The following is a 23,143-nucleotide window of genomic DNA, read 5'->3' as shown; positions in this document are numbered from 1 at the left end:
GGAAGAACGTCGACCACGCCGCACGTTCACGCCTCCTCCAGCACAAATGAAAAAGGCGGCCATTGGCCGCCGTCGATCGATCGCCCATGCGGGCCAGGCATCAATAATCCTGCCGCTCGCGCTCGATGCGCATGCCGCCGTCGTGGCGCGCATGCGCACCGTCGTCGGTCGAACGCTCGCGCATGATCCGCATCACATCCGGATTGGTTCGCACGCGTCGCATCACGTTCGCGAGATGCACGCGGTCGCTGACCTGGATCACGAAGCGCAGCACCGTCGATTCGTGCGTCAGATCCTCGTCCATCGCGATATGCACGATGTTCGCATCGGCCGACGTGATGTCCGCCGCCACGCGTGCAAAGATGCCCTTCGCATTCTTCACGAGCGCCTTCACCGCGACATCGAACAGGCGGCCCGGCTGCGGCGCCCATTCGACGTCGATCCAGCGGCCCGGATCGCGGCGATGGATCCGCTGCGCCACGCGGCAATCGGTCGTATGAATCGCCATCCCCAGGCCGATGCCGATGTAGCCCATGATCGCGTCGCCCGGAATCGGCCGGCAGCAGGCGGACAACTGCACGGACATCCCTTCGGTGCCGGTAATCACGACCGGCGGCGCGTGGTGCGCGGGATGCCGCTCGGACTTCGGCAGATCGTCGTCCGCATCGCGGCCGCTCATCAGCACCTCGATGCGCTTGGCCATCACCGCGGCCACGCGTCGGCCGAGGCCGATGTCCGCGAAGATTTCCTGACGGCTCTTGTTGCCCGTCCACTGCACGAGCTTCTCCCACACTTCCGGCTCGACATCGGCCAGTGCAAGACCGTAGCCCTTCAGGCTCTGGTCGACCAGCCGTTCGCCCAGCTGCACCGATTCGTTCAGGCGCATCGTCTTCAGGTAGTGCCGGATCGCCGAGCGCGCCTTGCCGGTACGCACGAAGCCGAGCCACGCAGGGTTCGGCTTCGAATACGGCGCCGTGATCACCTCGACGATGTCGCCGCTCTTCAGCTCGGTGCGCAGCGGCAGCAGCTCGTTGTTGATCTTCACGGCGACGCACTGGTTGCCGAGATCGCTGTGGATCGAATACGCGAAATCGAGTGCCGTCGCGCCACGCGGCAGCGCCATGATCTTCGACTTCGGCGTGAACACGTAGACCGCATCCGGGAACAGGTCGATCTTCACGTGCTCGAGGAATTCGCTCGAATCGCCGGCTTCGCTCTGGATGTCGAGCAGCGACTTCAGCCACTGATGCGCGCGCTTCTGCACATCGCTGAGATCCGCGCTGCCGTTCTTGTACAGCCAGTGCGCGGCGACCCCCGCCTCGGCGATCTCGTGCATCTTGCGCGTGCGCACCTGGAACTCGATCGGCGCGCCGAACGGGCCGACCAACGTGGTGTGCAGCGACTGATAGCCGTTGATCTTCGGGATCGCGATGTAGTCCTTGAACTTGCCGGGCACGGGCTTGTACAGCGCGTGCAGCGCGCCGATGCACGTGTAGCAGTCGAGCGGGCTGTCGACGACGACGCGAAAGCCGTACACGTCGAGCACCTGCGAGAACGACAGCTGCTTGTCGCGCATCTTGCGGTACACGCTGTAGATGGTCTTTTCGCGGCCGGTGATCTCGGCGTCGATCTTCGCATCGGCCATCGCGCGCTGCGCGGCTTCGAGGATCTTGCTGATCACTTCGCGGCGGTTGCCGCGCGCGGCCTTCACGGCCTTCTCGAGCGTCGCGTAGCGATGCGGGTTGAAGTTCGCGAAGCTCATGTCCTGCAGCTCGCGATACGTGTTGTTCAACCCGAGGCGGTGCGCGATCGGCGCGTAGATGTCGAGCGTTTCCCGCGCGACGCGGCGGCGCTTTTCCATCGGCACCGCGCCGAGCGTGCGCATGTTGTGCAGGCGATCGGCGAGCTTGACGAGAATGACGCGCACGTCGCGTGCCATCGCGAGCAGCATCTTGCGGAAGTTTTCCGCCTGCGCTTCCTCGCGGCTGCGGAATTCCATCTTGTCGAGCTTCGACAGGCCGTCGACCAGTTCGGCGACCTTCGGGCCGAACCGTTCGGCCAGCTCGCTCTTGGTCACCCCCTGGTCTTCCATCACGTCGTGCAGGAGCGCGGCCATGACGGCCTGCGCGTCGAGCTTCCAGCCGGCGCAGATTTCTGCAACGGCGACGGGATGGGTGATGTAGGGTTCGCCGCTCTGGCGATATTGACCGAGGTGGGCTTCGTCACTGAAGTGGAACGCCGCCTTGACCTCTTTGATTTCTTCCGGAGGAAGATACTCGGCAAGCACGGCCGTCAGTTTCGCGATCGAAACGACGCCGTGCTTGCGCGGCTGCTCCGGTGTGGCGGTCGGCCCGAACAGATGCCGGAAGGACTGTTCGAGGACCGCGTCGATGTACTGGCGCGCAGGCGACTGGGCCGGGGCTTCGGTGGTCGAATCCGCGGAGGCGGACGATGGGGTGGTGCTCATATTCGCCTCCAGGTCGAGTCGTTGCGCGCGTGGATTACATGGCTGGAACGGGCCGGATGCGCGTTACACCGGCACCTTCTTCAGCATCTCGACGCCGACCTGACCGGCAGCGATTTCGCGCAGCGCGACGACGGTCGGCTTGTCGCGGCTTTCGATCTTCGGCGTATGGCCTTGCGCGAGCTGCCGCGCGCGATAGGTGGCGGCGAGCGCCAGTTCGAAGCGGTTCGGGATTTGCTTCAGGCAGTCTTCGACGGTAATGCGAGCCATGTTGGTAATTCCTTCTGAATATAGTCCTTATTCTACCTTATGTCCCTCGTCCCCCGCGTCATTCCGCGTGGGGCAGATGGATGCCGAGCTCGATGAACAGCTCCGTGTGTCGAGCGTACTGCGAAGCAAAGCGCAGGCGCGTGGCCGCGACGATGCATTCGAGCTCCGCGAGCGCACGCTCGAAGTTCTCGTTGATCACCACGTATTCCGCTTCCGACGCGTGCGCGATCTCGCTGCCGGCGGCCAGCAGGCGTCGCGTGATCACGTTCGGCTCGTCCTGGCCGCGCTTCTTCAGGCGCTCCTCGAGCGCGTCGAGCGACGGCGGCAGAATGAAGATGCCGACTGCGTTGCGGAACTGCTTCTTCACCTGCAGCGCACCCTGCCAGTCGATCTCGAGCAGCACGTCGTGGCCGTTCTTCATCTGCTCTTCGATCCAGACGCGCGACGTGCCGTAGTAGTTGCCGTGCACTTCCGCGCTCTCGAGAAATTCGTGCGCCGCGTGACGCGTGCGGAAATCCTCGACCGTCGTGAAGTGATAGTGCTGGCCGTCCTGCTCGCCCGGGCGCGGCTTGCGCGTCGTGTACGAGATCGACAGGCAGATGTCGCTGTCCTTCGACAGCAGCGCATTCACGAGCGTCGACTTGCCGGCGCCCGACGGCGCGACGACCATGAACAGGTTGCCGGGATAGACGCCGCCGTGCAGCGAATGCGACGCGTGAGCGTCGCGATGAGATTCCGTCATGTTGCTTTACTCCAGGTTTTGCACTTGCTCGCGCATCTGCTCGATCAACAGCTTGAGCGCCATCGATGCGTCGGCGAGTTCCTTCGCCGCCGCCTTCGAGCCGAGCGTGTTCGCTTCGCGATTCAGTTCCTGCATCATGAAGTCGAGACGCTTGCCGACGCGGCCGCCCTTCTCGATCACATGGCGCGTTTCGTTCAGGTGTGCGGTGAGCCGCGACAGCTCTTCCGCGATGTCGATCCGGATCCCGTACATCGTCACTTCCTGACGAATGCGCTCCGCGGCTTCCTCGCGCGTGACGATCGTCGAGCTGCCTTCGGGCGCCGCGATGCCGAGCGCCTCCTGCAGCCGTTCGACGATCTTCTGCTGGTGCTTCGCGATCAGCTCCGGCACGAGCGGCGTGATGCGCGCGACGATCGCTTCCATCTCGGTGACGTTCGACAGCAGCATCGTCGCCAGTTGCGCGCCTTCGCGCGAACGCACGACGACGAGCTCGCCGATCGCTTCCTTGCCGCACGCGAGCACCGCCTCGCGGATCGCGTCAGCCGACACGCCGCTCTCGGCGATCACGCCGGGCCAGCGCAGGATCTCGCCCGCGCGCAGGCGGCCGACGCCCGGGAACGAGTCGAGCACCGCGCGCTCGAGCTCGGCGAGCTGGCCGAGCGCGGACTGGTTCAGCGCGCCCGCGCCGATGCTCTGCTCGCCACGCTGCAGGTTGATGCGGATATCGACCTTGCCGCGCGACAGCTTGTTCATCAGCATTTCGCGCAGCGCGGGTTCGCACGCGCGCACGTCGTCCGGCATCCGGAAATTCAGGTCGAGGAAGCGCGAGTTCACGGTGCGCAGTTCGACCGACACGCTGGTGCCGCCGTTGCCGGTGGCCGTCGCGAGTTCGCGCGTCGCGCTCGCGTAGCCCGTCATGCTGTAGATCATGGTTCGTCTCGCCGTCTGGGTGCCCTCGCGGGCGGGGATATGCCGAGGCGCCCGGCGCATCGGAAAGCGCGGGGCGGGAAGCGCGCATTATCCCATTTTTGCGGACCACCCCGCCGGGCACGCCCGCCGTTCGGCGCTAAAATCGGGGTTTCCTCTCGTTCCGCGATTCCCACATGACGTCCTCCGTTTCCCGCCCGAGCGGCCGCCGCGCCGACGCACTGCGCAAGGTCGCCCTTACGCGCCACTACACGAAACATGCCGAAGGCTCGGTGCTGGTCGAATTCGGCGACACCAAGGTGCTCTGCACCGCGAGCGTCTCCGAGCGCGTGCCCGACTTCCTGCGCGACCGCGGGCAAGGCTGGCTGACCGCCGAATACGGGATGCTGCCGCGCGCGACGCATACGCGCAGCGACCGCGAAGCCGCCCGCGGCAAGCAGACCGGCCGCACGCAGGAAATTCAGCGCCTGATCGGCCGCGCGCTGCGCGCGGTGTTCGACCTGGAAGCGCTCGGCCCGCGCACGATCCACATCGACTGCGACGTGATCCAGGCCGACGGCGGCACGCGCACGGCGAGCATCACCGGCGCGTTCGTCGCCGCACATGACGCCGTGTCGAAGCTGATCGCGGCCGGCAAGCTCACGCGCTCGCCGATCACCGACCACGTCGCCGCGATCTCGGTCGGCGTGTACCAGGGCGCCCCCGTGCTCGATCTCGATTACGCGGAAGATTCGCAGTGCGACACCGACATGAACGTCGTGATGACGGGCGCCGGCGGTTTCGTCGAAGTCCAGGGCACGGCCGAAGGCGTGCCGTTCTCGCGCGCCGAGATGAACGCGCTGCTCGACCTCGCGCAAGGCGGGATCGCCGAGCTCGTGCAGCGCCAGAAAGACGTGCTGGGCGCCTGACATGCCGGACGACCACACCATCGCGCCGCTGTCGCGCATCGTTCTTGCGTCGAACAACGCCGGCAAGCTGCGCGAATTCACCGCGCTGTTCTCGACGGTCGGCATCGAGATCGTCCCGCAGGGCGACCTTGCCGTGCCCGAAGCGGAGGAGCCGTTCGGCACCTTCATCGAGAATGCGCTGACGAAGGCACGCCACGCGTCGCGGCTCACCGGGCTGCCGGCGATCGCCGACGATTCGGGCCTGTGCGTGCGCGTGCTGCGCGGCGCGCCGGGCGTCTATTCGGCGCGCTACGCGCAGCGCGCGGGCCGTGACAAGGGCGACGCGGCGAACAACGCGTATCTCGTCGAGCAGCTGCGCGGCGTCGACGACCGGCGCGCATACTACTGCTGCGTGCTCGCGCTTGTGCGCCACGCGGACGACCCCGAACCGCTGTTCGCCGAAGGACGCTGGGCGGGCGAAATCGTCGATACGCCGCGCGGCGAGCACGGATTCGGCTACGACCCGTATTTCTACCTGCCGTCGCTCGGCGCGACGGCCGCCGAACTCGAGCCGGCCGTGAAGAACACGCACAGCCATCGCGCGCTGGCGCTGAAGGCGCTGCTGGCGCGGCTCGCGGAGGAAGCATGAGCACGCCCGATACCCGTTCGCCAACGGAGGCCGCATGAGCCAGGCCGCGGAAACCGGCGCGCGCGTCGTCGCGACCTTCACGTCGCCCGGCCAGGTGCGGCTCACGTCGCTGCCGCCGCTCGCGCTGTACGTGCATTTCCCGTGGTGCGTGCGCAAGTGCCCGTACTGCGATTTCAATTCGCACGAATGGAAGGGCGAACGGTTTCCGGAAACCGAATATCTCGACGCGCTGCGCGCCGATCTCGAGCAGGCGCTGCCGCTCGTGTGGGGCCGCCAGGTGCATACGGTATTCATCGGCGGCGGCACGCCGAGCCTGCTGTCGGCGGCCGGCCTCGACCGGATGCTGTCCGACGTGCGTGCGCTGCTGCCGCTCGACGCCGACGCCGAGATCACGCTCGAGGCGAATCCGGGCACGTTCGAGGCCGCGAAGTTCGCGCAGTTCCGCGCCAGCGGCGTGAATCGCCTGTCGGTCGGGATCCAGAGCTTCAACGAGGCGCACCTGAAGGCGCTCGGCCGGATTCACGACACCACGCAGGCACGCGCCGCGGTCGAGATCGCCGCGAAGAACTTCGACAACTTCAACCTCGACCTGATGTTCGCGCTGCCGAACCAGACGCTCGACGAATGCCGCACCGACATCGAGACCGCGCTGTCGTACGCGCCGCCGCATCTGTCGCTGTATCACCTCACGCTCGAGCCGAATACGCTGTTCGCGAAGTTCCCGCCGGTCGTGCCCGACGACGACGCGTCGGCCGACATGCAGGAATGGATTCACGCGCGCACGGCCGAGGCCGGTTACGGACGCTACGAAGTGTCCGCATATGCGAAGCCGAATCATCAGTGCAAGCACAACCTGAACTACTGGCGCTTCGGCGACTATCTCGGGATCGGTGCGGGCGCACACACGAAGCTGTCGTTCCCGAACCGGATCCTGCGGCAGGCACGCTACAAGCACCCGGCGACCTTCATCGAGCAGGCGATGGCCGGCACGGCCGTGCAGGAAGAGCGTGAAGTCGGCGCGCGCGACCTGCCGTTCGAGTTCATGCTGAACACGCTGCGGCTCGTCGAGGGCTTCCCCGTACACAGCTTCGCCGAACGCACGGGCCTGCCGATGAGCACGATCGAGCCGGCGCTGCAGGAAGCGGAACGGCGCGGGCTGATCGCGCGCGATTTCGCGCAGATCGCGCCGACGCCGCTGGGCCAGCGTTTCCTCAACGACCTGCAGGAATTGTTCCTGCGCGACGATTGAAGGGATGAACCTCGCGGCATTTCGGTTACAATGCCGCCTCGTGTGGAAGCGTGGCCGAGCGGTTTAAGGCACCGGTCTTGAAAACCGGCGACGGGAAACTGTCCGTGAGTTCGAATCTCACCGCTTCCGCCAGGAAGTTCGCCAAACCCCGTCCATTCACCGAATGACGGGGTTTTTTGTTGGTCCGCGCACGCCCGTCCCCCACGTTCCGACACGTCGAGCCGGATGCCGCTACAATCCGGCGCTCCGATTCGCGAAACGGGAAACCCACGTCATGAAGCCCTTCATCGTCTCGTCGCTTGCCGCGCTGCTGGTTGCCGTCAGCACGCAGGCGTCGGCCGACACCGCCGCCGGCAGCGACGCGCAAGCGTCGTGCGCGATCGCCTACGTGAGCGGCGTCGGCGGTTCGCCGCGCGGCCTGAGCGAATACCTCGCGAGCCCGTCGCCGTACAACTACCTGAAGGACAACGACCTCCAGTGCAAGGTGGGCGACGATGGACGCACGTCGAACTGCACCGGCGTGACCTACCTCCGGAATGAACAGGTCAGCGTGTACGACGATTCCGATCCGGCGACGCTGACCGTCGTGGCGCGTGTGGAACTCGACCACGGCCAGAAATACCCGGTGATCATCGTCGTGCAGCGCAAGGACGCGCGCTGCAAGCAATGATGCAGCGCCGCGCGCGAGCCCGTCCGCCGAAACGGCACGGGCGTTCGCGCCGGCCCTCGCGCGGCACCTGAGCTGCGGGCACCGGCAACGGCCCGCCATCGCATCGCACCGCGCCCGAAGCCATCCTCCCGGCCGGCCGCTCGATCACCTAGAATTCGATCAACACGGCGACACGACCGCCGCCGCGTACTCGATGCCGTGCGCGCCACCCCTGCGTGCGGTACACGGAGATCGCCATGACCGAACTGTCGACACCGGCGGAGCACGTCGATTACGAAGGCTTCGAGATCCATGTCGTGCCGGCCGTCGTGCCCGGCAACGACACGCGCTACACCTACACCGGTTACGTGTGCCATCCGGGTGCGAATCCCGCATTGCCCGGCCACGCGGTGCCCTTCCATGCGGACGGCGAGGAAAGCTTCGCGAGCCTCGATGAAGCCGTCCACGAAGCCGTGCACATCGGCAAGAGCATCATCGACGGCACGCACCCCGACCTGTCGATCCTGTCACTCGTGACGCACGGCTTCTGAACCGGGCGGCACGCATCGCCGAAGATGGCGCGGGCCGCCGCCGCGGTGCTGCCTGCGGCAACCCGCCGCGCTCGCGCCGGACCATCGCCACGCGCCTGCGTGCCACACGCGTCCCTCGCGTTTCTTTCAACCTTGCAACACGCACGCCGGGATGCACACGTGCGGCAGCCACGCGAGCGTGCCGTCATATGTCACGTCACATCGCGATGCGCGAGCGCACGCCTTCTGTCATCAGCGATCGCATCATCCGGCATCGCCCGTTATGCGTTTCTCCCGATATCGGCTCGCGTCCGTGCGCCTATCATTTTTTTATAGTCACTTCCGGCTAGCCTCCCATGCGCCCACTTCCCCGTTTGCATGTCGACCGGCTGCGTGCAGTTGCGCTGGTCGTCGTCGCCATGCTCGCGGCGTGCACGATCACGCCGCCTCCGTCGCTGCACTCGATCCTGACGATTCCGTCGATCACCCGCAGCGGCAACCTCGACCAGTACCGCGTCGAAGTCGCGCACCGTGTCGCCGAACGCAATCCGTCCGGCATGTTGCACGGCGTACCCCAGGCCATGCTCCGCTCGCTCGTCGTCGTGGCCTTCACCGTCGATGGCAGCGGCCGGCTCGTCAACGCGTCCGTCTATCGCAGCAACGGCGACAGCGAAGCGGAAGCACTCGCGCTCGCGTCGCTGCGCCGCTCGGCGCCGCTGCCGCCGCCGCCGTCGCGACTGCTCGACGGCAACGGCCGGCTCGAAATGATGGAAGGCTGGCTCTTCAACGACGACGGCCACTTCCAGTTGCAAAGCACCGCGTCGGCGCAGGCGCAATCGATCGACTGAGCGGTCGCCGCCCCGCGATTGGCGGTGCGCGGCGGCGCTGGCTATAATTTTCCGCAATCGCGCGGCCATCACGCCGCGCGCGCGTTCGCGCGCCCCACCCGGCATGCGAGCCGACCACGCCGGCACCGGGCGGCGGCGACGTACCCGTCTCCATCGTCGACCGGCGGGTGACGTCCGCGCCCCGGCGCGCGTCCACGCCGCCACCGCATCATCCGCTCGGCTGCCCCCGGCAGGCATCCGCCTGCCCGACCGCACGCTCAGCCGACCGCCCCAACGACAAAACGGAGACATCCATGTCCGCATCTCCCCCGGCCGTTGCACACGCAACCGGTTCGGCCGGCGCCGTCAGCCACCGGCGCATCGTGTTCGCCAGCTTCATCGGCACCGCAATCGAGTTCTACGATTTCTACGTGTACGCAACGGCCGCCGCGCTCGTCATCGGCCCCGTGTTCTTCCCGCACGGCTCGGCGACCGCACAGGCGCTGTCCGCCTTCGTCACGTTCGGCATCGCGTTCATCGCACGCCCGATCGGCTCGTTCCTGTTCGGGCACTTCGGCGACCGCATCGGCCGCAAGTCGACGCTCGTCGCATCGCTGCTCGTGATGGGCGTATCCACCACCGCCATCGGCTTCGTGCCCGGCTACGACGCGATCGGCGCGCTCGCGCCGATGCTGCTGTGCGTGCTGCGCTTCGGCCAGGGGATCGGCCTCGGCGGCGAATGGGGCGGCGCCGCGCTGCTCGCGACCGAGCACGCGCCGCAGGGCAAGCGCGGCTGGTTCGGGATGTTCCCGCAGCTCGGGCCGTCGGTCGGCTTCCTGATGTCGAACGGGCTGTTCTTCGCGCTCGCGCTGTCGCTGTCGGACGAGCAGTTCCGCAGCTGGGGCTGGCGCATCCCGTTCCTGGTCAGTGCGGTACTCGTCGCGCTCGGCCTGTACGTGCGGCTCAAGATCACCGAAACGCCCGCGTTCCAGGCCGCGCTCGATCGCAACGAGCGCGTGCGCGTGCCGGTCGCGACGCTGATCACGCAACACTGGCGGCCGACGCTGCTCGGTGCGCTCGCGATGGTCGTCTGCTACACGCTGTTCTACATCTCGACGGTGTTCTCGCTGTCGTACGGCGTGTCGACGCTGCATATTCCGCGCCAGAGCTTCCTCGGCCTGCTGTGCTTCGCGGTCGTGTTCATGGGGCTCGCGACGCCGCTGTCCGCATGGGCATCGGACCGCTTCGGCCGCAAGCCGGTGCTCGTGGTGGGCGCGATCGCCGCGCTGCTGTCGGGTTTTGCGATGGAGCCGCTGCTCGGCAGCGGCTCGATGCCGCTCGTCGCGCTGTTCCTGACGATCGAGCTGTTCCTGATGGGCGTGACGTTCGCGCCGATGGGCGCGCTGCTGCCGGAGCTGTTCCCGACCAACGTCCGCTACACGGGCGCGGGCGTCGCGTACAACCTCGGCGGGATCCTCGGCGCGTCGATCGCGCCGTATATCGCGCAACTGCTGGCGGCGCGCGGCGGGCTGTCGTGGGTCGGCGGTTATGTATCGGTTGCGGCGGCAATCAGCCTGATCGGCGTGCTGCTGATGCGCGAAACGCGCGACGCATCGCTCGTCTGAGACTCCGGGGCGACCCGGGTTGTGCGGCGGTCGGCGCTGCCTATACTCGATCCTGGGTGCGCCATTGCGCGCCCCCAGGATCCCGCCCCGAAGGAGCCGCCGCCATGAACATCCGCCTCGGCAATGCCGATCTCGTCCTGATCCTCGCGCTTGCGCTGGGCGGCGCGATCCTGCTCGCGATGCGCTTCCGGCCGCAGACGTGGCGCGGCCTCGTGTTCGAGGCGCTGCTGGCGAATCTGGCGGCCGTCGCCGCCGTCGTCACGGTCGAGGCGCTGCTCGCCTGAACCGGCGCACCCCGCCTCGTCAGGCGGTCAGCCGCGCGCGCAGCGCGCCGTAGGCCGGGCCGACCGTATCGATCGCGTCCAGCGCCTCGTCGACCGACGGCATCGTGCCCGGCTCGCCGATCGACAGTGCATTCGGCGCGCCGCCGATCCCGCAATGGTGGCGCGACGTCGCGACGAAAATCATCACGGTCGGCCGCTGCAGCGCGTGCGCCATGTGTACGAACCCCGTATCGACCCCCACCACGAGCGCAGCCCGGCCGAGCGCCGCGCCGAGCTCGCGCACCGTCATCGCGGGCAGCACGACCGAACCCAGCGCGCGTGCGGCAATGTCCTGCGCATCGTCATGCTCGGCAGCCGATCCCCACGGCAACAGCACGCGTACGCCACGCGCCATCATCTGCGTGGCGAGCGCGGCCCAGCGGTCGGCCGGCCATTTCTTGTCGGGGTTGGACGTCGCATGGAACAGCAGCATGAATGGGGCGCCATCGGTCACGGCGGGTGGCAGGTTCACGTCCCGCGGCGGGACGATGCCGTACGTGGCAATACCCTCGGGCGCGTAGCCGAGCGCCTCGCCGGCGCTCACGCGCATCCCGTGCCACGCGTCGCAGTCCGGCCGCGGACCGAAACGATGCGAATACGCGAAGCGTGCGCCCGTTTCGCCGAGATCCTGCGTCTGGTAGCCGACGCGTCGCGCGGCACGCGCGAGCGCCGAAATGATCGCGCTCTTGTAGACGCCGTGCAGGTCGATCACCGCATCGTAGCGGTGCGCCCGCAGCGCGCCGATCGATGCCGTGATCGCCTTCAGGTCGCCGCGATTGCGCATCTTCTTGAAGCGGCGCAGCGGCGCGCACAGGACACGGCTGACGCCCGGATGCCAGCGCACGACCTCCGCGCACGATTCATCTACTGCCCAGTCGACCGTTACGCCGGGAAAGGCGCGATGCAGATCCGCGACGACGGGCAGCGTCTGGACAACGTCGCCGAGCGACGTCACTTTCACGATGAGGATACGTTTCACGATGTGTGGGGATAAGCCAGTCAATTTGGCATGCTCACGATGGTTACATGCGCAGACATTACGTGAAATTACTTTTGCAACAAAATGCATCTCCTTTCGGGAACATTCTCGCTCCCCGCCCGCATCCGGTTCTTTTTATAATTCGATCTTTGCCTGCCGGCCCGCGCCGATGCCACGCCCCGCTCTTCCCGCCCTGTTTCCCGCCCTCACCCGTCGTTCGCTGAGGATCTGGCGCCAGTACGGCGTTTTCTGGCTCGGTGCGATCGTCGTCGGCCTCGCGGCCGTACTTTACGCGCGATTGATCGACTGGGGTTACGAAACCTTCCGCACGATGCGCGATCACGCCGCGTGGCTGCCGCTGCTGCTGACGCCGGCCATCGCCGCGGTGTCGGTATGGATCACGCGCCGCTTCTTCCGCGGCGCCGAGGGCAGCGGCATCCCGCAAGTGATCGCGACACTGCATGCGCGCCCGAGTGCGTTCGGCTCCCGGCTGCTGACGCTGCGCATCCTGTTCGGCAAGGTGCTGGTGTCGTTCCTCGGCATCCTGGGCGGCTTCACGATCGGACGCGAAGGGCCGACCGTGCAGGTCGGCGCGGCGCTGATGTTCAACCTGCGACGCTTCTACCCGCGCTCGAACGCGCAGATCGAACGCCAGCTGGTGCTCGCCGGCGCGGCGGCCGGGCTGTCGGCCGCGTTCAATACGCCGCTCGCCGGGATCGTGTTCGCGATCGAGGAACTGACGCGCAGTTTCTCCGCGCGCGCCAGCGGCGTGCTGATCACCGCGATCATCCTCGCCGGTGTGGTCGCGCTCGGCCTGAACGGCAACTACACGTATTTCGGCACGATCGATGCTGGCCCCCATTTCCCGAAACTGCTGGCGCTCGCCGTGCTGGTCACCGCGATCGTCACGGGGATCGCAGGCGGCCTGTTCTGCTGGCTGCTGCTCAACACGGGACGCTGGCTGCCCGCGCAACTGCTCGGCCTGTATCGCGAACGGCCGATCGCGTTCGCCGCGCTGTGCGGCTTCGCGATCGCCGTCGTCGGCCTCGTATCGGGCGGCACGACCTTCGGCAGCGGCTATGCCGAAGCGCGCGGCCTGCTCGACGGCAGCCAGCATCAGTCGGTGTTCTATCCGTTCCTGAAGATGATTTCGATGGTCGCGTCGTACCTGCCGGGCATCCCGGGCGGGATCTTCGCGCCGTCGCTGTCGATCGGCGCCGGGTTCGGCAACCTGCTGCACATCGTGTTCAGCAACATGAGCCTGCCGATGCTGATCGCGCTCGCGATGGTCGGCTACATGGCAGCCGTCACGCAGTCGCCAATCACGTCGTTCGTGATCGTGATGGAGACGATCAACGGTCACGCGCTCGTGATTTCGCTGATGGCCACCGCGCTGGTGTCGAGCCGCGTGTCGCGCTTCTTCGCACCACCGCTCTATGAAACGCTCGCCCTGCGCTATCTCGCGCCGCCCGTCGCGGCCGCCGAACCGGCTGCGGCAACCGCGGCAAGCGCGACGGTGGCAACCGGCGTCACCGAGCCGCAGGATGCGGCCGCGGCGCCCGCCGATCCGCTCGACACGCTGCGCGATGAAGGCGACAAGGGCGACGACGCGTCCCCCGCCGCCGCGCCGGCCGAAGGCACAGCGCATGCATCGGCGCCGCACGACGACGAGCCGGCCGCAGCCGGGACGAACGGCCCCGCGCAGCCCGGCTCGCGCGACGCTCAGTAGATCACGACGGGCGCCGGCCGGTAGTACACGGGCCGCGCCGGCACGACGATGCATCCGGCCAGCGTGATCGCGACGAGCGCGATGGCGATTGCGGTTCGTTTCATCGGCCGCCTCCATCACGCCCAGTGGCCACGGGTCCAGAACCAGTTCGGACCGCGCTGGTCCCAATGGCCCGGCACCCATTGCATGCCGACGCGCTCGGCTTCCCAGTGGCCGCCGATCCACACGTAGCGGCCATGCTCCCAGTGCCAGTGCCCACGATCCCACACGTAACCCACGCGCGAGGCCGGCACGACCTCGTAGCGCACCGGCGGCGGCGCGTTCGGCGCGACGATCACGACTTCCTCGGTGCGCACGGCGACCGGCTCGGCGACGACCACGCGGCCCTGCGGCGCGATCACGGGGGTGCCGACGAGAATCTCGTCCGCATGCGCGGCAAGCGGCGCGACGACGGCTGACAGGCTCGCGGCAAGCAATGCGAGCGAAACGATACGACGTTGAACGGTAGAGACAGCCATCACAACCTCCTGGTTGAACAAGTTACGCGAGCGTTATTCGTTCAATGCGGAAGGGGCGATTACGGCCGACAGACGCCGTGTTACGGCATGCCCGAAGGTGCAACAGGGCGTAAGACGCGCACGGCGGCGCGTGCCGCCGTGCGGAGGGATACCTGCAACGGTCAGGCTTGCGGGATCTCGATCTTCACTTCGAGGACTTCGAGATCGTCCTGGCGCTCGAGGCTCACGCGGATGTCATCGTCAGAAATATGGACGTACTTCGAGATGACCGCGACGAGCTCCTTCTGCAGCGCCGGCAGGTAATCGGCCGGCGGCCGGCCGCCGACGCGCTCGTGCGCGATGATGAGCTGCAGGCGCTCCTTCGCGACCGATGCGGACTTCTTCTTCTCACCGAGGAGAAACGAAAGGATGGACATGGGCGGCCTCCGTTACTTGCTGCCGAAGAGGCGCTGCAGCAGGCCCGGCTTCTGGTAATCGGTGAAGCGCAGCGGCTTGTCTTCGCCGAGGAAACGCGCGACGACGTCCTTGTACGCTTCCGCAACGTCGGTACCGTCGATATGCACGGCCGGCAGACCCTGGTTCGATGCATGCAGCACGGCTTCCGACTCGGGCACCACGCCGATCAGCTTGATGCGCAGGATCTCGCTGATGTCCTCGAGCGACAGCATCTCGCCTTCGCTGACGCGCTTCGGGCTGTAGCGCGTGATCAGCAGGTGTTCCTTGATCGGATCCTTGCCTTCGGTCGCGCGCTTCGTCTTCGACGACAGGATGCCGAGAATGCGATCCGAGTCACGCACCGACGACACTTCCGGGTTCGTGACGATCAGCGCTTCGTCCGCGAAGTACATCGCGTGCAGCGCGCCCGCCTCGATACCGGCCGGCGAATCGCAGACGATGTATTCGAAGTCCATCGCGACCAGGTCGTTCAGCACCTTCTCGACGCCGTCACGCGTGAGCGCATCCTTGTCGCGCGTCTGCGACGCCGGCAGGATGAACAGGTTCTCGCACTTCTTGTCCTTGATCAGCGCCTGGTTCAGGTTCGCTTCGCCCTGGATCACGTTCACGAGGTCGTACACCACGCGGCGCTCGCAGCCCATGATGAGATCGAGGTTGCGCAGGCCGACGTCGAAGTCGATCACGGCCGTCTTGTGGCCGCGCAGCGCGAGACCGGACGCAAAGCTCGCGCTCGTCGTCGTCTTGCCCACGCCGCCCTTGCCCGAGGTCACCACGATGATTTTTGCCATTTACCCAATACCCTGTGTTCGTCAATGAGAGCCGATCGATCCGGAGCGCACCGCGTGTTTTACGTCAGGCGCAGCGGTTCGATCATCAGTTTTTCCTCTTCGAGCCGGATCTGCACCGATTTGCCCAGTACTTCGGCGGGCAACGGGTTCTCGGTCGTTCGATAGATACCCGCGATCGAAATCAGTTCCGGCTCGAGACACGTGCAGAAAATGCGCGCGTCGTGATTGCCGTGCACGCCCGCGAGTGCGCGGCCGCGCAACGGCGCGTAGATGTGGATATTGCCTTCCGCGATGATCTCCGCGCCGTGACTGACCGGCGCGAGCACCACGAGGTCCCCTTTCGCGTAAATCTGCTGCCCCGAACGCAACGGCCGGTCGATCACGAGCGTCTGGCCGCCCGCGTGCAACAGCGTCGGTGCGGGCTCCTGCGCCGGTTCGGCTGCCGGAGCGGCGGCGGTTTCCGCGACGGGCGCCGGCACCGGTTCCGCTTCGTCGGCATGCTTCGCGGCCGGCGCGCGGCGATCGCGCGCCTCGAGCAACGGCAGGCCGGCTTCCCCCGCCCAGCCCTGCGTGGCCAGCGCGACGACGCCCACCGGGCGCATCCGCACGTCGTTCAGCATCTGGCGGATGTCCGCCAGCGCGACGCGTTCGCCGTCAGCCAGGCGGCGGACGTCGATCGCGACGACATCGTCGGCGAAAAACTCGGGAGTCGCTTCGAAGCGCTTGACCAGTTCGGTACGCAACGCATCGAGATCGGTCGTCTTCACGGTGAACAGCAACGTATCGACCGATCCGCTCCGCAGCTCGAAGAATGGCGATTTTTTAAGCGACATGGACACTCTGCAAAAATTTTTTGCGTATTTTACAGGCGTCCACGCGCGCGGCCATTATTTTTGGGGAACCGGGTGGCGGCGACCCGGGCGGGCGCGCAACCGGCAAGCGGGCAGGCAGGCGGGCGACCGGATCTTCATCGCGCCGTGCGGCCCGCGTTCTGACGTCACGTCAGTGCTTCACCTGCGACACGTACAGCGATTTCATCGCGCCGGGCATCCGTGCGATCGGTGCGTGTTCGCCGGTGTTGCCGAAACCCGCCCGCTCGTAGAAGCGGATCGCGTTGCGGTTCGCATCGGCAATCCAGGCGTAGACGTCCTGGGCGCCGCGCTCGGCGAGCCATGCGGTGGCCGTCTCCAGCAGCAGCACGCCGCCGCGCAGATGACGCACCGCGTGCGCCACCCACAGCTCGCTGACGAACGCGCGCCGATCGGGCGTATTGTCGAAATACGCGCCGATCATGCCGGCCGGATGGCCTTCGGTATACAGCAGGAAAGTCGTCGACTCGTCGGACACGGCGCGCTGCGCGGCAATCGCCGACGCCGCGTCCGTCTCGACGTTCAGCAATTCGGCCTCCGGCGCTTCGCCGGGCGCGTAGGGCTCGCGCAGCGATGCGGCGCGGAGTTCGCGATACACGCCGCCCTGGTCGGCAACGATACGACGAACGGTCAAGGTCGAACTCATGCAGGCACAGCCCCCTTCGGACAGCAAGCTACTAGCTTCAACCGAAAGCGGGGCATGAGTCAAATCGTTATTTTCAAATGACAGCGCGAATCGAAAGGCAGCATGCACCGCCGGCGGCCCGGCGGCCAGCGGGTGTGCAGGTGCAGCATTACCAGGTCGATACGTGCCGCCGAAAGACGGTTGCGGCGGCCGGGTTCGACGCATGGCGGCGGTTGCCTTGCGACACGCGGCAGTGGGCCCGTCGGACCCCGTGGATTTCAGCGCGAAAGCCGTAATGATCCGTAAGATTGGCAACCCCGGAAATAGGTATCACGGGTACCTGCCGCCTTCCGAATATTGCGTCGCAACATTTGTTGCGGCCCCGTGGCGCCGACACCCGCACGCGTCACGATACGCCATCCGTCTGACAAACCCGTCGCCCGTACGGGTCGATCCGGCGTTCCCCGCATGTTTCAATCAGTGTGCGCAGGCCCTTCCCTGCCTGCGCCGTACACGGCCCGTCCGTTTGGAGCCGCGCGCCTAGCGCCGGAGTTTGGCAAGCGTGCGCATGGGTCGTATAACAGGCAGAACCGGGTGACGATCCGGCTCGGCCGCGCGTGCTTCGCGGACCAACGAGAATTCGAACAACCGTACAGGCGGCCGCCCTCGGGCCGGCCGGCAGGAGGGAGACAATGGCAATGACCAGCGGATCGGCTTCGGGCTGGTCGGATGGCAAGCGTTACCTGTGGCTGCTCGGCGCGCTGACAATCACGCTGCCGATCCTCGCCGCCCAGCTCGCGCTGTCGACGGGCCTGCACGTGTTCTGGTGGTTCGGCCCGCTGTTCGCGTTCGGCGTGATCCCGGTCCTCGACACGCTGATCGGCGACGATCGCGACAACCCGCCCGAGGACGTCGTGCCGCAACTCGAACGGGAGCGCTACTACCGGTTGATCGTCTATCTCGCGACCCTCGTCGAATACGTCGCGTTCTTCGTGTGCGTCTGGATCGTCGGCACACATGCGCTCGCCTGGTACGACTACGTCGGCTTCGCGCTGTCGCTCGGCGCCGCGACGGGCATCTCGATCAATACCGCGCACGAACTCGGGCACAAGACCAACCGCTTCGAGCGCTGGCTCGCGAAGATCACGCTCGCGCCGGTCGCATACGGCCACTTCTACGTCGAGCACAACCGCGGGCACCACGTGCGCGTCGCGACGGCGGAGGACCCGGCGAGTGCGCGCTACGGCGAATCGTTCTGGGCGTTCCTGCCGCGCACCGTGACCGGCAGCGTCCGCTCGGCGTGGCGGCTCGAGAAGGCACGCCTCGAACGGCTCGGGCATTCGCCGTGGACCTGGCGCAACGAGGTGCTGCACGCGTGGGCGATGACCGTCGTCGTGTGGGGCATCGCGATCGCGATGGCCGGCAAGGTCGTGATCCCGTTCCTCGTGATCCAGGCCGTCTACGGCGCGTCGCTGCTCGAAGTCGTGAACTACGTCGAGCATTACGGGCTCGGCCGCCGCAAGCTGCCGAACGGCCGCTACGAACGCTGCACGCCGCAGCATTCGTGGAACAGCAATCACGTCGTCACCAACCTGTTCCTGTACCAGTTGCAGCGGCACGCCGACCATCACGCGAATCCGACGCGCTCGTACCAGGCGCTGCGTCATTTCGACGATGCACCGCAACTGCCGGCCGGCTACGCGACGATGATCCTGTTCGCGTACGTGCCGCCGCTCTGGTATCGCGTGATGAATCCGCGCGTCGTCGCACACTACGGCGGCAACATGGCGCAATCGAACATCAAGCCGTCGATCCGTGCCCGGGTGCTCGCGCAATATCCGGCCGCGGCGTGATTGCGGGAGACGGACCGGGGTCGATCGGCGCCGGTGCGCCGCTGAAAGCCGGCGCCGCGCCGGCTCCGGTTCCAGCGAAGCCCGGCGCGACGGCCGTCGCCGTCACGCCATTTCCGGCAGCCTGAACACGGCCACCGCATGCCGCAGCGCGCTCGCCTGCTCGGCCAGCGCCTGCGTCGCGGCCGAGGCCTGCTCGACGAGCGCCGCGTTGCGCTGCGTCGCTTCGTCCATCTGCGTCACCGCGATGTTCACCTGCTGGATGCCGCCGCTCTGCTCCTGCGACGCGGACGAGATCTCGCCGACGATCGTCGTGACACGCTGCACCGCGCCGACGATCTCGTGAATCGATTCGCCCGCCCGGCCGATCAGCACGGCGCCCTCGTCGACCCGCTTCGTCGACTGCTCGATGAGCCCCTTGATCTCCTTCGCGGCAGCGGCGCTGCGCTGCGCGAGCGTACGCACTTCCGCCGCGACGACCGCGAAGCCGCGTCCCTGTTCGCCCGCGCGGGCCGCCTCGACCGCTGCGTTCAGCGCGAGGATGTTGGTCTGGAACGCGATGCCGTCGATCACCGCGATGATCTCGCCGACCTTGGCGGAGCTGTCGGCGATACCGTTCATCGTGCCGACGGCATCCGTCATCACGCCGCCACCCGCCGCCGCGATGTTCGACGCGTCGTGCGCCAGCTGCGCCGCGTGCTGCGCGTGTTCGGCCGACTGGCGGACGATGCCCGTGAGTTCGGTCATGCTGGCGGCCGTCTCCTCGAGCGACGCGGCCTGTGCCTCGGTCCGCGCCGACAGGTCGTGATTGCCCGACGCGATCTGTGCGCTCGCCGTCGCGACGGCTTCGGCGTGCGTACGCACTTCGAGCACGACGCCCGACAGGCTCGTCTGCATCGTCTGCAACGCGCGCAGCAGATCGGCGATCTCATCGCGGCCGGCCGCGTCGACGTCGCGCGTCAGGTCGCCTTCGGCGACGGCCTGCGCGCACGCCACCGCACGATCGAGCGGACGCAGGATCGCGCGGCTGAACAGGAACGCGCCGACCATCGCGACGCCGAGCACGACCAGCATCAGCACGAGGCTCGCGGTGGTTGCGTGCTGCGCGTCGCGGCTCGCCTGCGCCGACACCGCGGCGCTCTCGTCGGCGATCGACTTCGCGGCCCGCTCCAGCAGCGCCGCCGGCTCGCGGTCCACGCCCGCCACCGCGGCATCGCCGGCCGACGGCTCGAAGCCCGCAGCCTTGAACGCGTCGAACCCGCGCCGGTAACCGTCGCCCATCGCCGTATGCGCGCGCATGAACTGCTCGACGAGCGAGCGGCTCTCACCGGGCGGCAACTGGTGAACGAGCTGCGCAGCGAGCGTGTCGACCGTCCGCTCGCGCGTCTGGAACGCCTGCCAGTACTGATCGAGCTTGCCGGGCTGCTTGCCGCGCAACAGCGTGTCCTTCCATTCCTGCACTTGCAGCTTGAACTGTACGAGCGTGGCCGACACGAGCCGTTCCTCGCCGACGTTCGTCTGCACGTCGTCGGCGAAGGTATCGATCGACCGATTGAGAATGTGGATACCGTACAGCGCGCCACAGAACATCAGCAGCAGCGCGACAGCAAATGCGAGGGGAATCTTGTAGCTCAGCTTCATGGGACCTTGAATCGACGGAGAACGACGCGGTCCGGCACGGGTGCCGGCCGCCGCCCCGTGTTAACGGCGCGGGAAGCGCGGGCTTAAAGCTGAAGAATGCGGTAAAGGCCGGATGTACGGAACGAGGCCGGCCAGTGCGATCAGGTCGGCTGCGTCGCGCGCGGCCCGATTGTCGCGATCCTGCACGGGCCCGCCATCCAGCGGCGCACAACGACGATCGACAGCACGCCGAATACGATCCTCGCGATCACGCCGGACATGTAGCGCCACCTTGGGTCGGCGTCGGCACGATCATCGCGGCATTCAGCGCTGCGTTTGCCATTCAGCGCGGCGGTATCGAGGACGCGGCACGATCATGCATGCGGTGGGCGCCCTCGCATCAGCACGATCCGAATTGCCGACGGTCGAGCGGTTGCCACTGCAACGGCTTGCGACCCGACGCACGCACCGCGAACCCAAAACGAAAAACCCCTTGATCCTTCCGGATCAAGGGGCTTCGTATTTTGGCGGAGAGGGTGGGATTCGAACCCACGGTACGGGGAAACCGTACGCCTGATTTCGAGTCAGGTACATTCGACCACTCTGCCACCTCTCCTTCCTTGCTGCATCTCGCGGCTGGTCGTTTCCGCGAGAAAAAGATTATAAGACGATCGCTTCGTAGCTGACAAGCCCTTTCTGCAAATTTTTTTGCGAGGGCTTTGAAGGCCGCGTTACGACGCCTGCGCCGGCGCGTCGATACGCTCGATGCCACCCATGTACGGGCGCAGCACTTCCGGCACCGTGACCGAGCCGTCCGCGTTCTGGTAGTTCTCCAGCACCGCGACGAGCGTGCGGCCGACGGCGAGACCCGAACCGTTCAGCGTGTGCACGAGTTCCGGCTTGCCCTGCGCGTTGCGGAAACGCGCCTGCATCCGGCGCGCCTGGAACGCTTCGGTGTTCGAGCAGCTCGAGATCTCGCGATAGGTGTTCTGCGCAGGCAGCCACACTTCGAGGTCGAACGTCTTCGCGGCCGAGAAGCCCATGTCGCCCGTGCACAGCGTGATCACACGGTACGGCAGGCCGAGCTTCTGAAGGATCGCTTCCGCATGGCCGACCATCTCGTCGAGCGCGGTGTACGACGTTTCCGGCGCGACGACCTGCACCATCTCGACCTTGTCGAACTGGTGCTGGCGGATCATGCCGCGCGTGTCGCGGCCGTACGACCCGGCTTCCGAGCGGAAGCACGGGGAATGCGCGGTCAGCTTGATCGGCAGTGCGGACGCGTCGACGATCGACTCGCGCACGGTGTTCGTCAGCGAGATTTCCGACGTGGAGATCAGGTATTGCGTGACCTTGTTCTCCTCGCCGCCCTTCTCGACGCGGAACATGTCGTCCGCGAACTTCGGCAACTGGCCCGTGCCGTACAGGATCTCGGGGTTCACGATGTACGGCGTATACGTCTCGGTGTAACCGTGCTGCAGCGTGTGCGTGTCGATCATGAACTGCGCGAGCGCGCGGTGCAGGCGCGCGATCGAGCCGCGCAGCATCGTGAAGCGCGCGCCGGCGAGCTTCGCGCCGGTCTCGAAATCGAGGCCGAGCGGCGTGCCGACGTCGACGTGATCCTTCACCTCGAAATCGAACTGGCGCGGCGTGCCCCAGCGGCGCACTTCGACGTTGTCGGCTTCATCCTTGCCGACCGGCACGCTTTCATGCGCGACGTTCGGCATGCCCAGCATCAGGTCGGACAGACGCGCCTGGATCTCGCCGAGCTTGGCTTCTCCCGCCTTCATTTCGTCGCCGATCCCGCCGACCTCGGCCATCACGGCCGACGTGTCCTCGCCCTTCCCCTTCATCGCGCCGATCTGCTTCGACAGGCTGTTGCGGCGCGCCTGGAGCTCTTCGGTGCGGGTCTGGATCGCGCGGCGTTCCGCTTCGAGCGCGGAGAAGGCGGCGACGTCGAGGGTGTAGCCGCGATCGGCGAGGCGCTTGGCGACGCCGTCGAGGTCTTTGCGCAGCAACTGGATGTCGAGCATGGGAGGACTTGGAGAATCGTTGTGTAAGACGGGAATTCTAACGCACCGCGGGGCCGCCACGGCACTGGCTGGACGGACAATGCTGCAAACGGGCGACGACCGTGGCGCGACGGCCATGGCAGTATCGCATTGCCGGTCCGCGCGTCGGCGCCCGCGAAATCGCGCGGCATCGACCCGCCGCGGATCGCGAAACACCCGGGCGTGCCCGCCGCAGCGCATCGAACGACGCACGCGCCACCCGTCACAGCTACCCAAGGAACCCGATGGCCATCGAACTGGAGAAGGACGTACGCGACCGCGCGATCGCGTCGCTGCAACGCTATTTCACAGAAAACATGGATGAGCCGATCGGCAATATCCAGGCGGGTGCACTGCTGCACTTCTTCGTCGAGGAAATCGCGCCCGCGATCTACAACCTCGCGATCGCCGATGCGCAGCAGAGCCTGCACGCCCGCGTCACCGAACTCGACATCGAGTGCCATCAGGAGCCGTTCGGCTACTGGAAGAAGCAGCCGGCCCGCAAGCGCTGACGCG

Annotated in this window: 23 protein-coding genes and 2 tRNA genes; 12 read left to right on the top strand and 13 right to left on the bottom strand. The window is 66.8% G+C overall.

Going from position 1 to position 23,143, the window contains the following annotated elements; all coding sequences use genetic code 11:
* Nucleotides 1–100 precede the first annotated feature (100 nt).
* From CFB82_RS05265 to CFB82_RS05250, 4 genes are all read right to left on the bottom strand, one after another.
* Nucleotides 101–2,467: a RelA/SpoT family protein gene (locus CFB82_RS05265; protein ID WP_069247394.1), complete on the bottom strand. Its 2,367-nt coding sequence runs from the start codon at nt 2,465–2,467 to the stop codon at nt 101–103.
* 63 nt (nt 2,468–2,530) lie between these two features.
* The gene (gene rpoZ / locus CFB82_RS05260) at nt 2,531–2,734 is read right to left on the bottom strand and encodes a DNA-directed RNA polymerase subunit omega (RefSeq protein ID WP_006025620.1); all 204 of its coding nucleotides are present in this window, start codon (nt 2,732–2,734) and stop codon (nt 2,531–2,533) included.
* 58 nt (nt 2,735–2,792) lie between these two features.
* Nucleotides 2,793–3,476, bottom strand: a complete 684-nt coding sequence (gene gmk, locus CFB82_RS05255) for a guanylate kinase (protein ID WP_069247393.1) — start codon at nt 3,474–3,476, stop codon at nt 2,793–2,795.
* A 6-nt stretch (nt 3,477–3,482) separates the two neighbouring features.
* Nucleotides 3,483–4,406 carry a YicC/YloC family endoribonuclease gene (locus tag CFB82_RS05250; RefSeq protein WP_069247392.1) on the bottom strand — a complete coding sequence of 308 codons (924 nt, stop codon included), beginning with the start codon at nt 4,404–4,406 and terminating at the stop codon, nt 3,483–3,485.
* A 173-nt stretch (nt 4,407–4,579) separates the two neighbouring features.
* Between CFB82_RS05250 and rph the strand changes: the two genes are divergently transcribed.
* The 9 genes from rph (at nt 4,580) to CFB82_RS05200 (ending at nt 11,103) form a co-directional block, all read left to right on the top strand.
* On the top strand, nt 4,580–5,311 hold the full coding sequence (gene rph / locus CFB82_RS05245) for a ribonuclease PH (protein ID WP_069247391.1): 732 nt from the start codon (nt 4,580–4,582) through the stop codon (nt 5,309–5,311).
* Between the two features lies 1 nt (nt 5,312).
* Nucleotides 5,313–5,939 (top strand): RdgB/HAM1 family non-canonical purine NTP pyrophosphatase, encoded by a 627-nt coding sequence (rdgB, locus tag CFB82_RS05240; RefSeq protein ID WP_027788105.1) that lies wholly within the window; start codon nt 5,313–5,315, stop codon nt 5,937–5,939.
* Nucleotides 5,940–5,973: 34 nt separating this feature from the next.
* Nucleotides 5,974–7,188, top strand: coding sequence for a radical SAM family heme chaperone HemW (gene hemW / locus CFB82_RS05235; protein ID WP_069247390.1), 1,215 nt, complete (start codon nt 5,974–5,976; stop codon nt 7,186–7,188).
* Between the two features lie 44 nt (nt 7,189–7,232).
* Nucleotides 7,233–7,320, top strand: a tRNA-Ser gene (locus CFB82_RS05230).
* Between the two features lie 142 nt (nt 7,321–7,462).
* Nucleotides 7,463–7,858, top strand: coding sequence for a hypothetical protein (locus CFB82_RS05225; protein WP_069247389.1), 396 nt, complete (start codon nt 7,463–7,465; stop codon nt 7,856–7,858).
* Between the two features lie 236 nt (nt 7,859–8,094).
* Nucleotides 8,095–8,388, top strand: a complete 294-nt coding sequence (locus CFB82_RS05220; RefSeq protein WP_069247388.1) for a hypothetical protein — start codon at nt 8,095–8,097, stop codon at nt 8,386–8,388.
* Nucleotides 8,389–8,723: 335 nt separating this feature from the next.
* A complete protein-coding gene (locus tag CFB82_RS05215) occupies nt 8,724–9,215 on the top strand; it encodes an energy transducer TonB family protein (protein WP_069247387.1) in 492 nt (163 codons plus the stop codon).
* Nucleotides 9,216–9,508: 293 nt separating this feature from the next.
* Nucleotides 9,509–10,819 carry an MFS transporter gene (locus CFB82_RS05205; RefSeq protein ID WP_069247386.1) on the top strand — a complete coding sequence of 437 codons (1,311 nt, stop codon included), beginning with the start codon at nt 9,509–9,511 and terminating at the stop codon, nt 10,817–10,819.
* A gap of 104 nt (nt 10,820–10,923) precedes the next feature.
* Nucleotides 10,924–11,103 carry a hypothetical protein gene (locus CFB82_RS05200; protein WP_039343411.1) on the top strand — a complete coding sequence of 60 codons (180 nt, stop codon included), beginning with the start codon at nt 10,924–10,926 and terminating at the stop codon, nt 11,101–11,103.
* Nucleotides 11,104–11,122: 19 nt separating this feature from the next.
* Here CFB82_RS05200 and waaC read toward each other — a convergent pair whose 3' ends face one another.
* Nucleotides 11,123–12,121, bottom strand: a complete 999-nt coding sequence (gene waaC, locus CFB82_RS05195) for a lipopolysaccharide heptosyltransferase I (protein WP_069247385.1) — start codon at nt 12,119–12,121, stop codon at nt 11,123–11,125.
* A gap of 169 nt (nt 12,122–12,290) precedes the next feature.
* On the opposite strand from waaC, the gene CFB82_RS05190 reads away from it, so the two are divergent.
* The gene (locus tag CFB82_RS05190) at nt 12,291–13,850 is read left to right on the top strand and encodes a chloride channel protein (RefSeq protein WP_089483549.1); all 1,560 of its coding nucleotides are present in this window, start codon (nt 12,291–12,293) and stop codon (nt 13,848–13,850) included.
* A 116-nt stretch (nt 13,851–13,966) separates the two neighbouring features.
* On the opposite strand, the gene CFB82_RS05185 is transcribed toward CFB82_RS05190, so the two are convergent.
* The 5 genes from CFB82_RS05185 to CFB82_RS05165 all read right to left on the bottom strand — a co-directional run bounded on the left by CFB82_RS05185 (nt 13,967) and on the right by CFB82_RS05165 (nt 17,127).
* On the bottom strand, nt 13,967–14,368 hold the full coding sequence (locus CFB82_RS05185) for a YXWGXW repeat-containing protein (protein WP_069247383.1): 402 nt from the start codon (nt 14,366–14,368) through the stop codon (nt 13,967–13,969).
* 161 nt (nt 14,369–14,529) lie between these two features.
* Complete coding sequence (minE, locus tag CFB82_RS05180; protein WP_006476634.1) at nt 14,530–14,784, bottom strand: cell division topological specificity factor MinE; 255 nt, start codon at nt 14,782–14,784, stop codon at nt 14,530–14,532.
* Nucleotides 14,785–14,796: 12 nt separating this feature from the next.
* Entirely contained in the window at nt 14,797–15,612 is an 816-nt protein-coding gene (gene minD / locus CFB82_RS05175) for a septum site-determining protein MinD (RefSeq protein ID WP_046545140.1), read from the bottom strand.
* A 59-nt stretch (nt 15,613–15,671) separates the two neighbouring features.
* Nucleotides 15,672–16,445, bottom strand: a complete 774-nt coding sequence (gene minC / locus CFB82_RS05170) for a septum site-determining protein MinC (protein WP_069247382.1) — start codon at nt 16,443–16,445, stop codon at nt 15,672–15,674.
* Between the two features lie 169 nt (nt 16,446–16,614).
* Entirely contained in the window at nt 16,615–17,127 is a 513-nt protein-coding gene (locus CFB82_RS05165) for a GNAT family N-acetyltransferase (protein WP_027788116.1), read from the bottom strand.
* A 671-nt stretch (nt 17,128–17,798) separates the two neighbouring features.
* On the opposite strand from CFB82_RS05165, the gene CFB82_RS05160 reads away from it, so the two are divergent.
* Complete coding sequence (locus tag CFB82_RS05160) at nt 17,799–18,959, top strand: alkane 1-monooxygenase (protein ID WP_069247381.1); 1,161 nt, start codon at nt 17,799–17,801, stop codon at nt 18,957–18,959.
* 102 nt (nt 18,960–19,061) lie between these two features.
* On the opposite strand, the gene CFB82_RS05155 is transcribed toward CFB82_RS05160, so the two are convergent.
* The 3 genes from CFB82_RS05155 to serS form a co-directional block, all read right to left on the bottom strand.
* Complete coding sequence (locus tag CFB82_RS05155; RefSeq protein WP_069247380.1) at nt 19,062–20,597, bottom strand: methyl-accepting chemotaxis protein; 1,536 nt, start codon at nt 20,595–20,597, stop codon at nt 19,062–19,064.
* A 504-nt stretch (nt 20,598–21,101) separates the two neighbouring features.
* A tRNA-Ser gene (locus CFB82_RS05150) sits at nt 21,102–21,192 on the bottom strand.
* A gap of 115 nt (nt 21,193–21,307) precedes the next feature.
* On the bottom strand, nt 21,308–22,609 hold the full coding sequence (serS, locus tag CFB82_RS05145; RefSeq protein WP_069247379.1) for a serine--tRNA ligase: 1,302 nt from the start codon (nt 22,607–22,609) through the stop codon (nt 21,308–21,310).
* Between the two features lie 263 nt (nt 22,610–22,872).
* Between serS and CFB82_RS05140 the strand changes: the two genes are divergently transcribed.
* Nucleotides 22,873–23,139 (top strand): DUF2164 domain-containing protein, encoded by a 267-nt coding sequence (locus CFB82_RS05140; protein WP_047850576.1) that lies wholly within the window; start codon nt 22,873–22,875, stop codon nt 23,137–23,139.
* The last annotated feature ends 4 nt before the right edge of the window (nt 23,140–23,143 follow it).

This window comes from Burkholderia sp. HI2714, assembly GCF_002223085.1.
In the GTDB taxonomy this organism is placed as follows: Bacteria; Pseudomonadota; Gammaproteobacteria; order Burkholderiales; family Burkholderiaceae; genus Burkholderia; species Burkholderia lata_D.
This window is presented reverse-complemented; position numbering and strand designations above follow the sequence as displayed.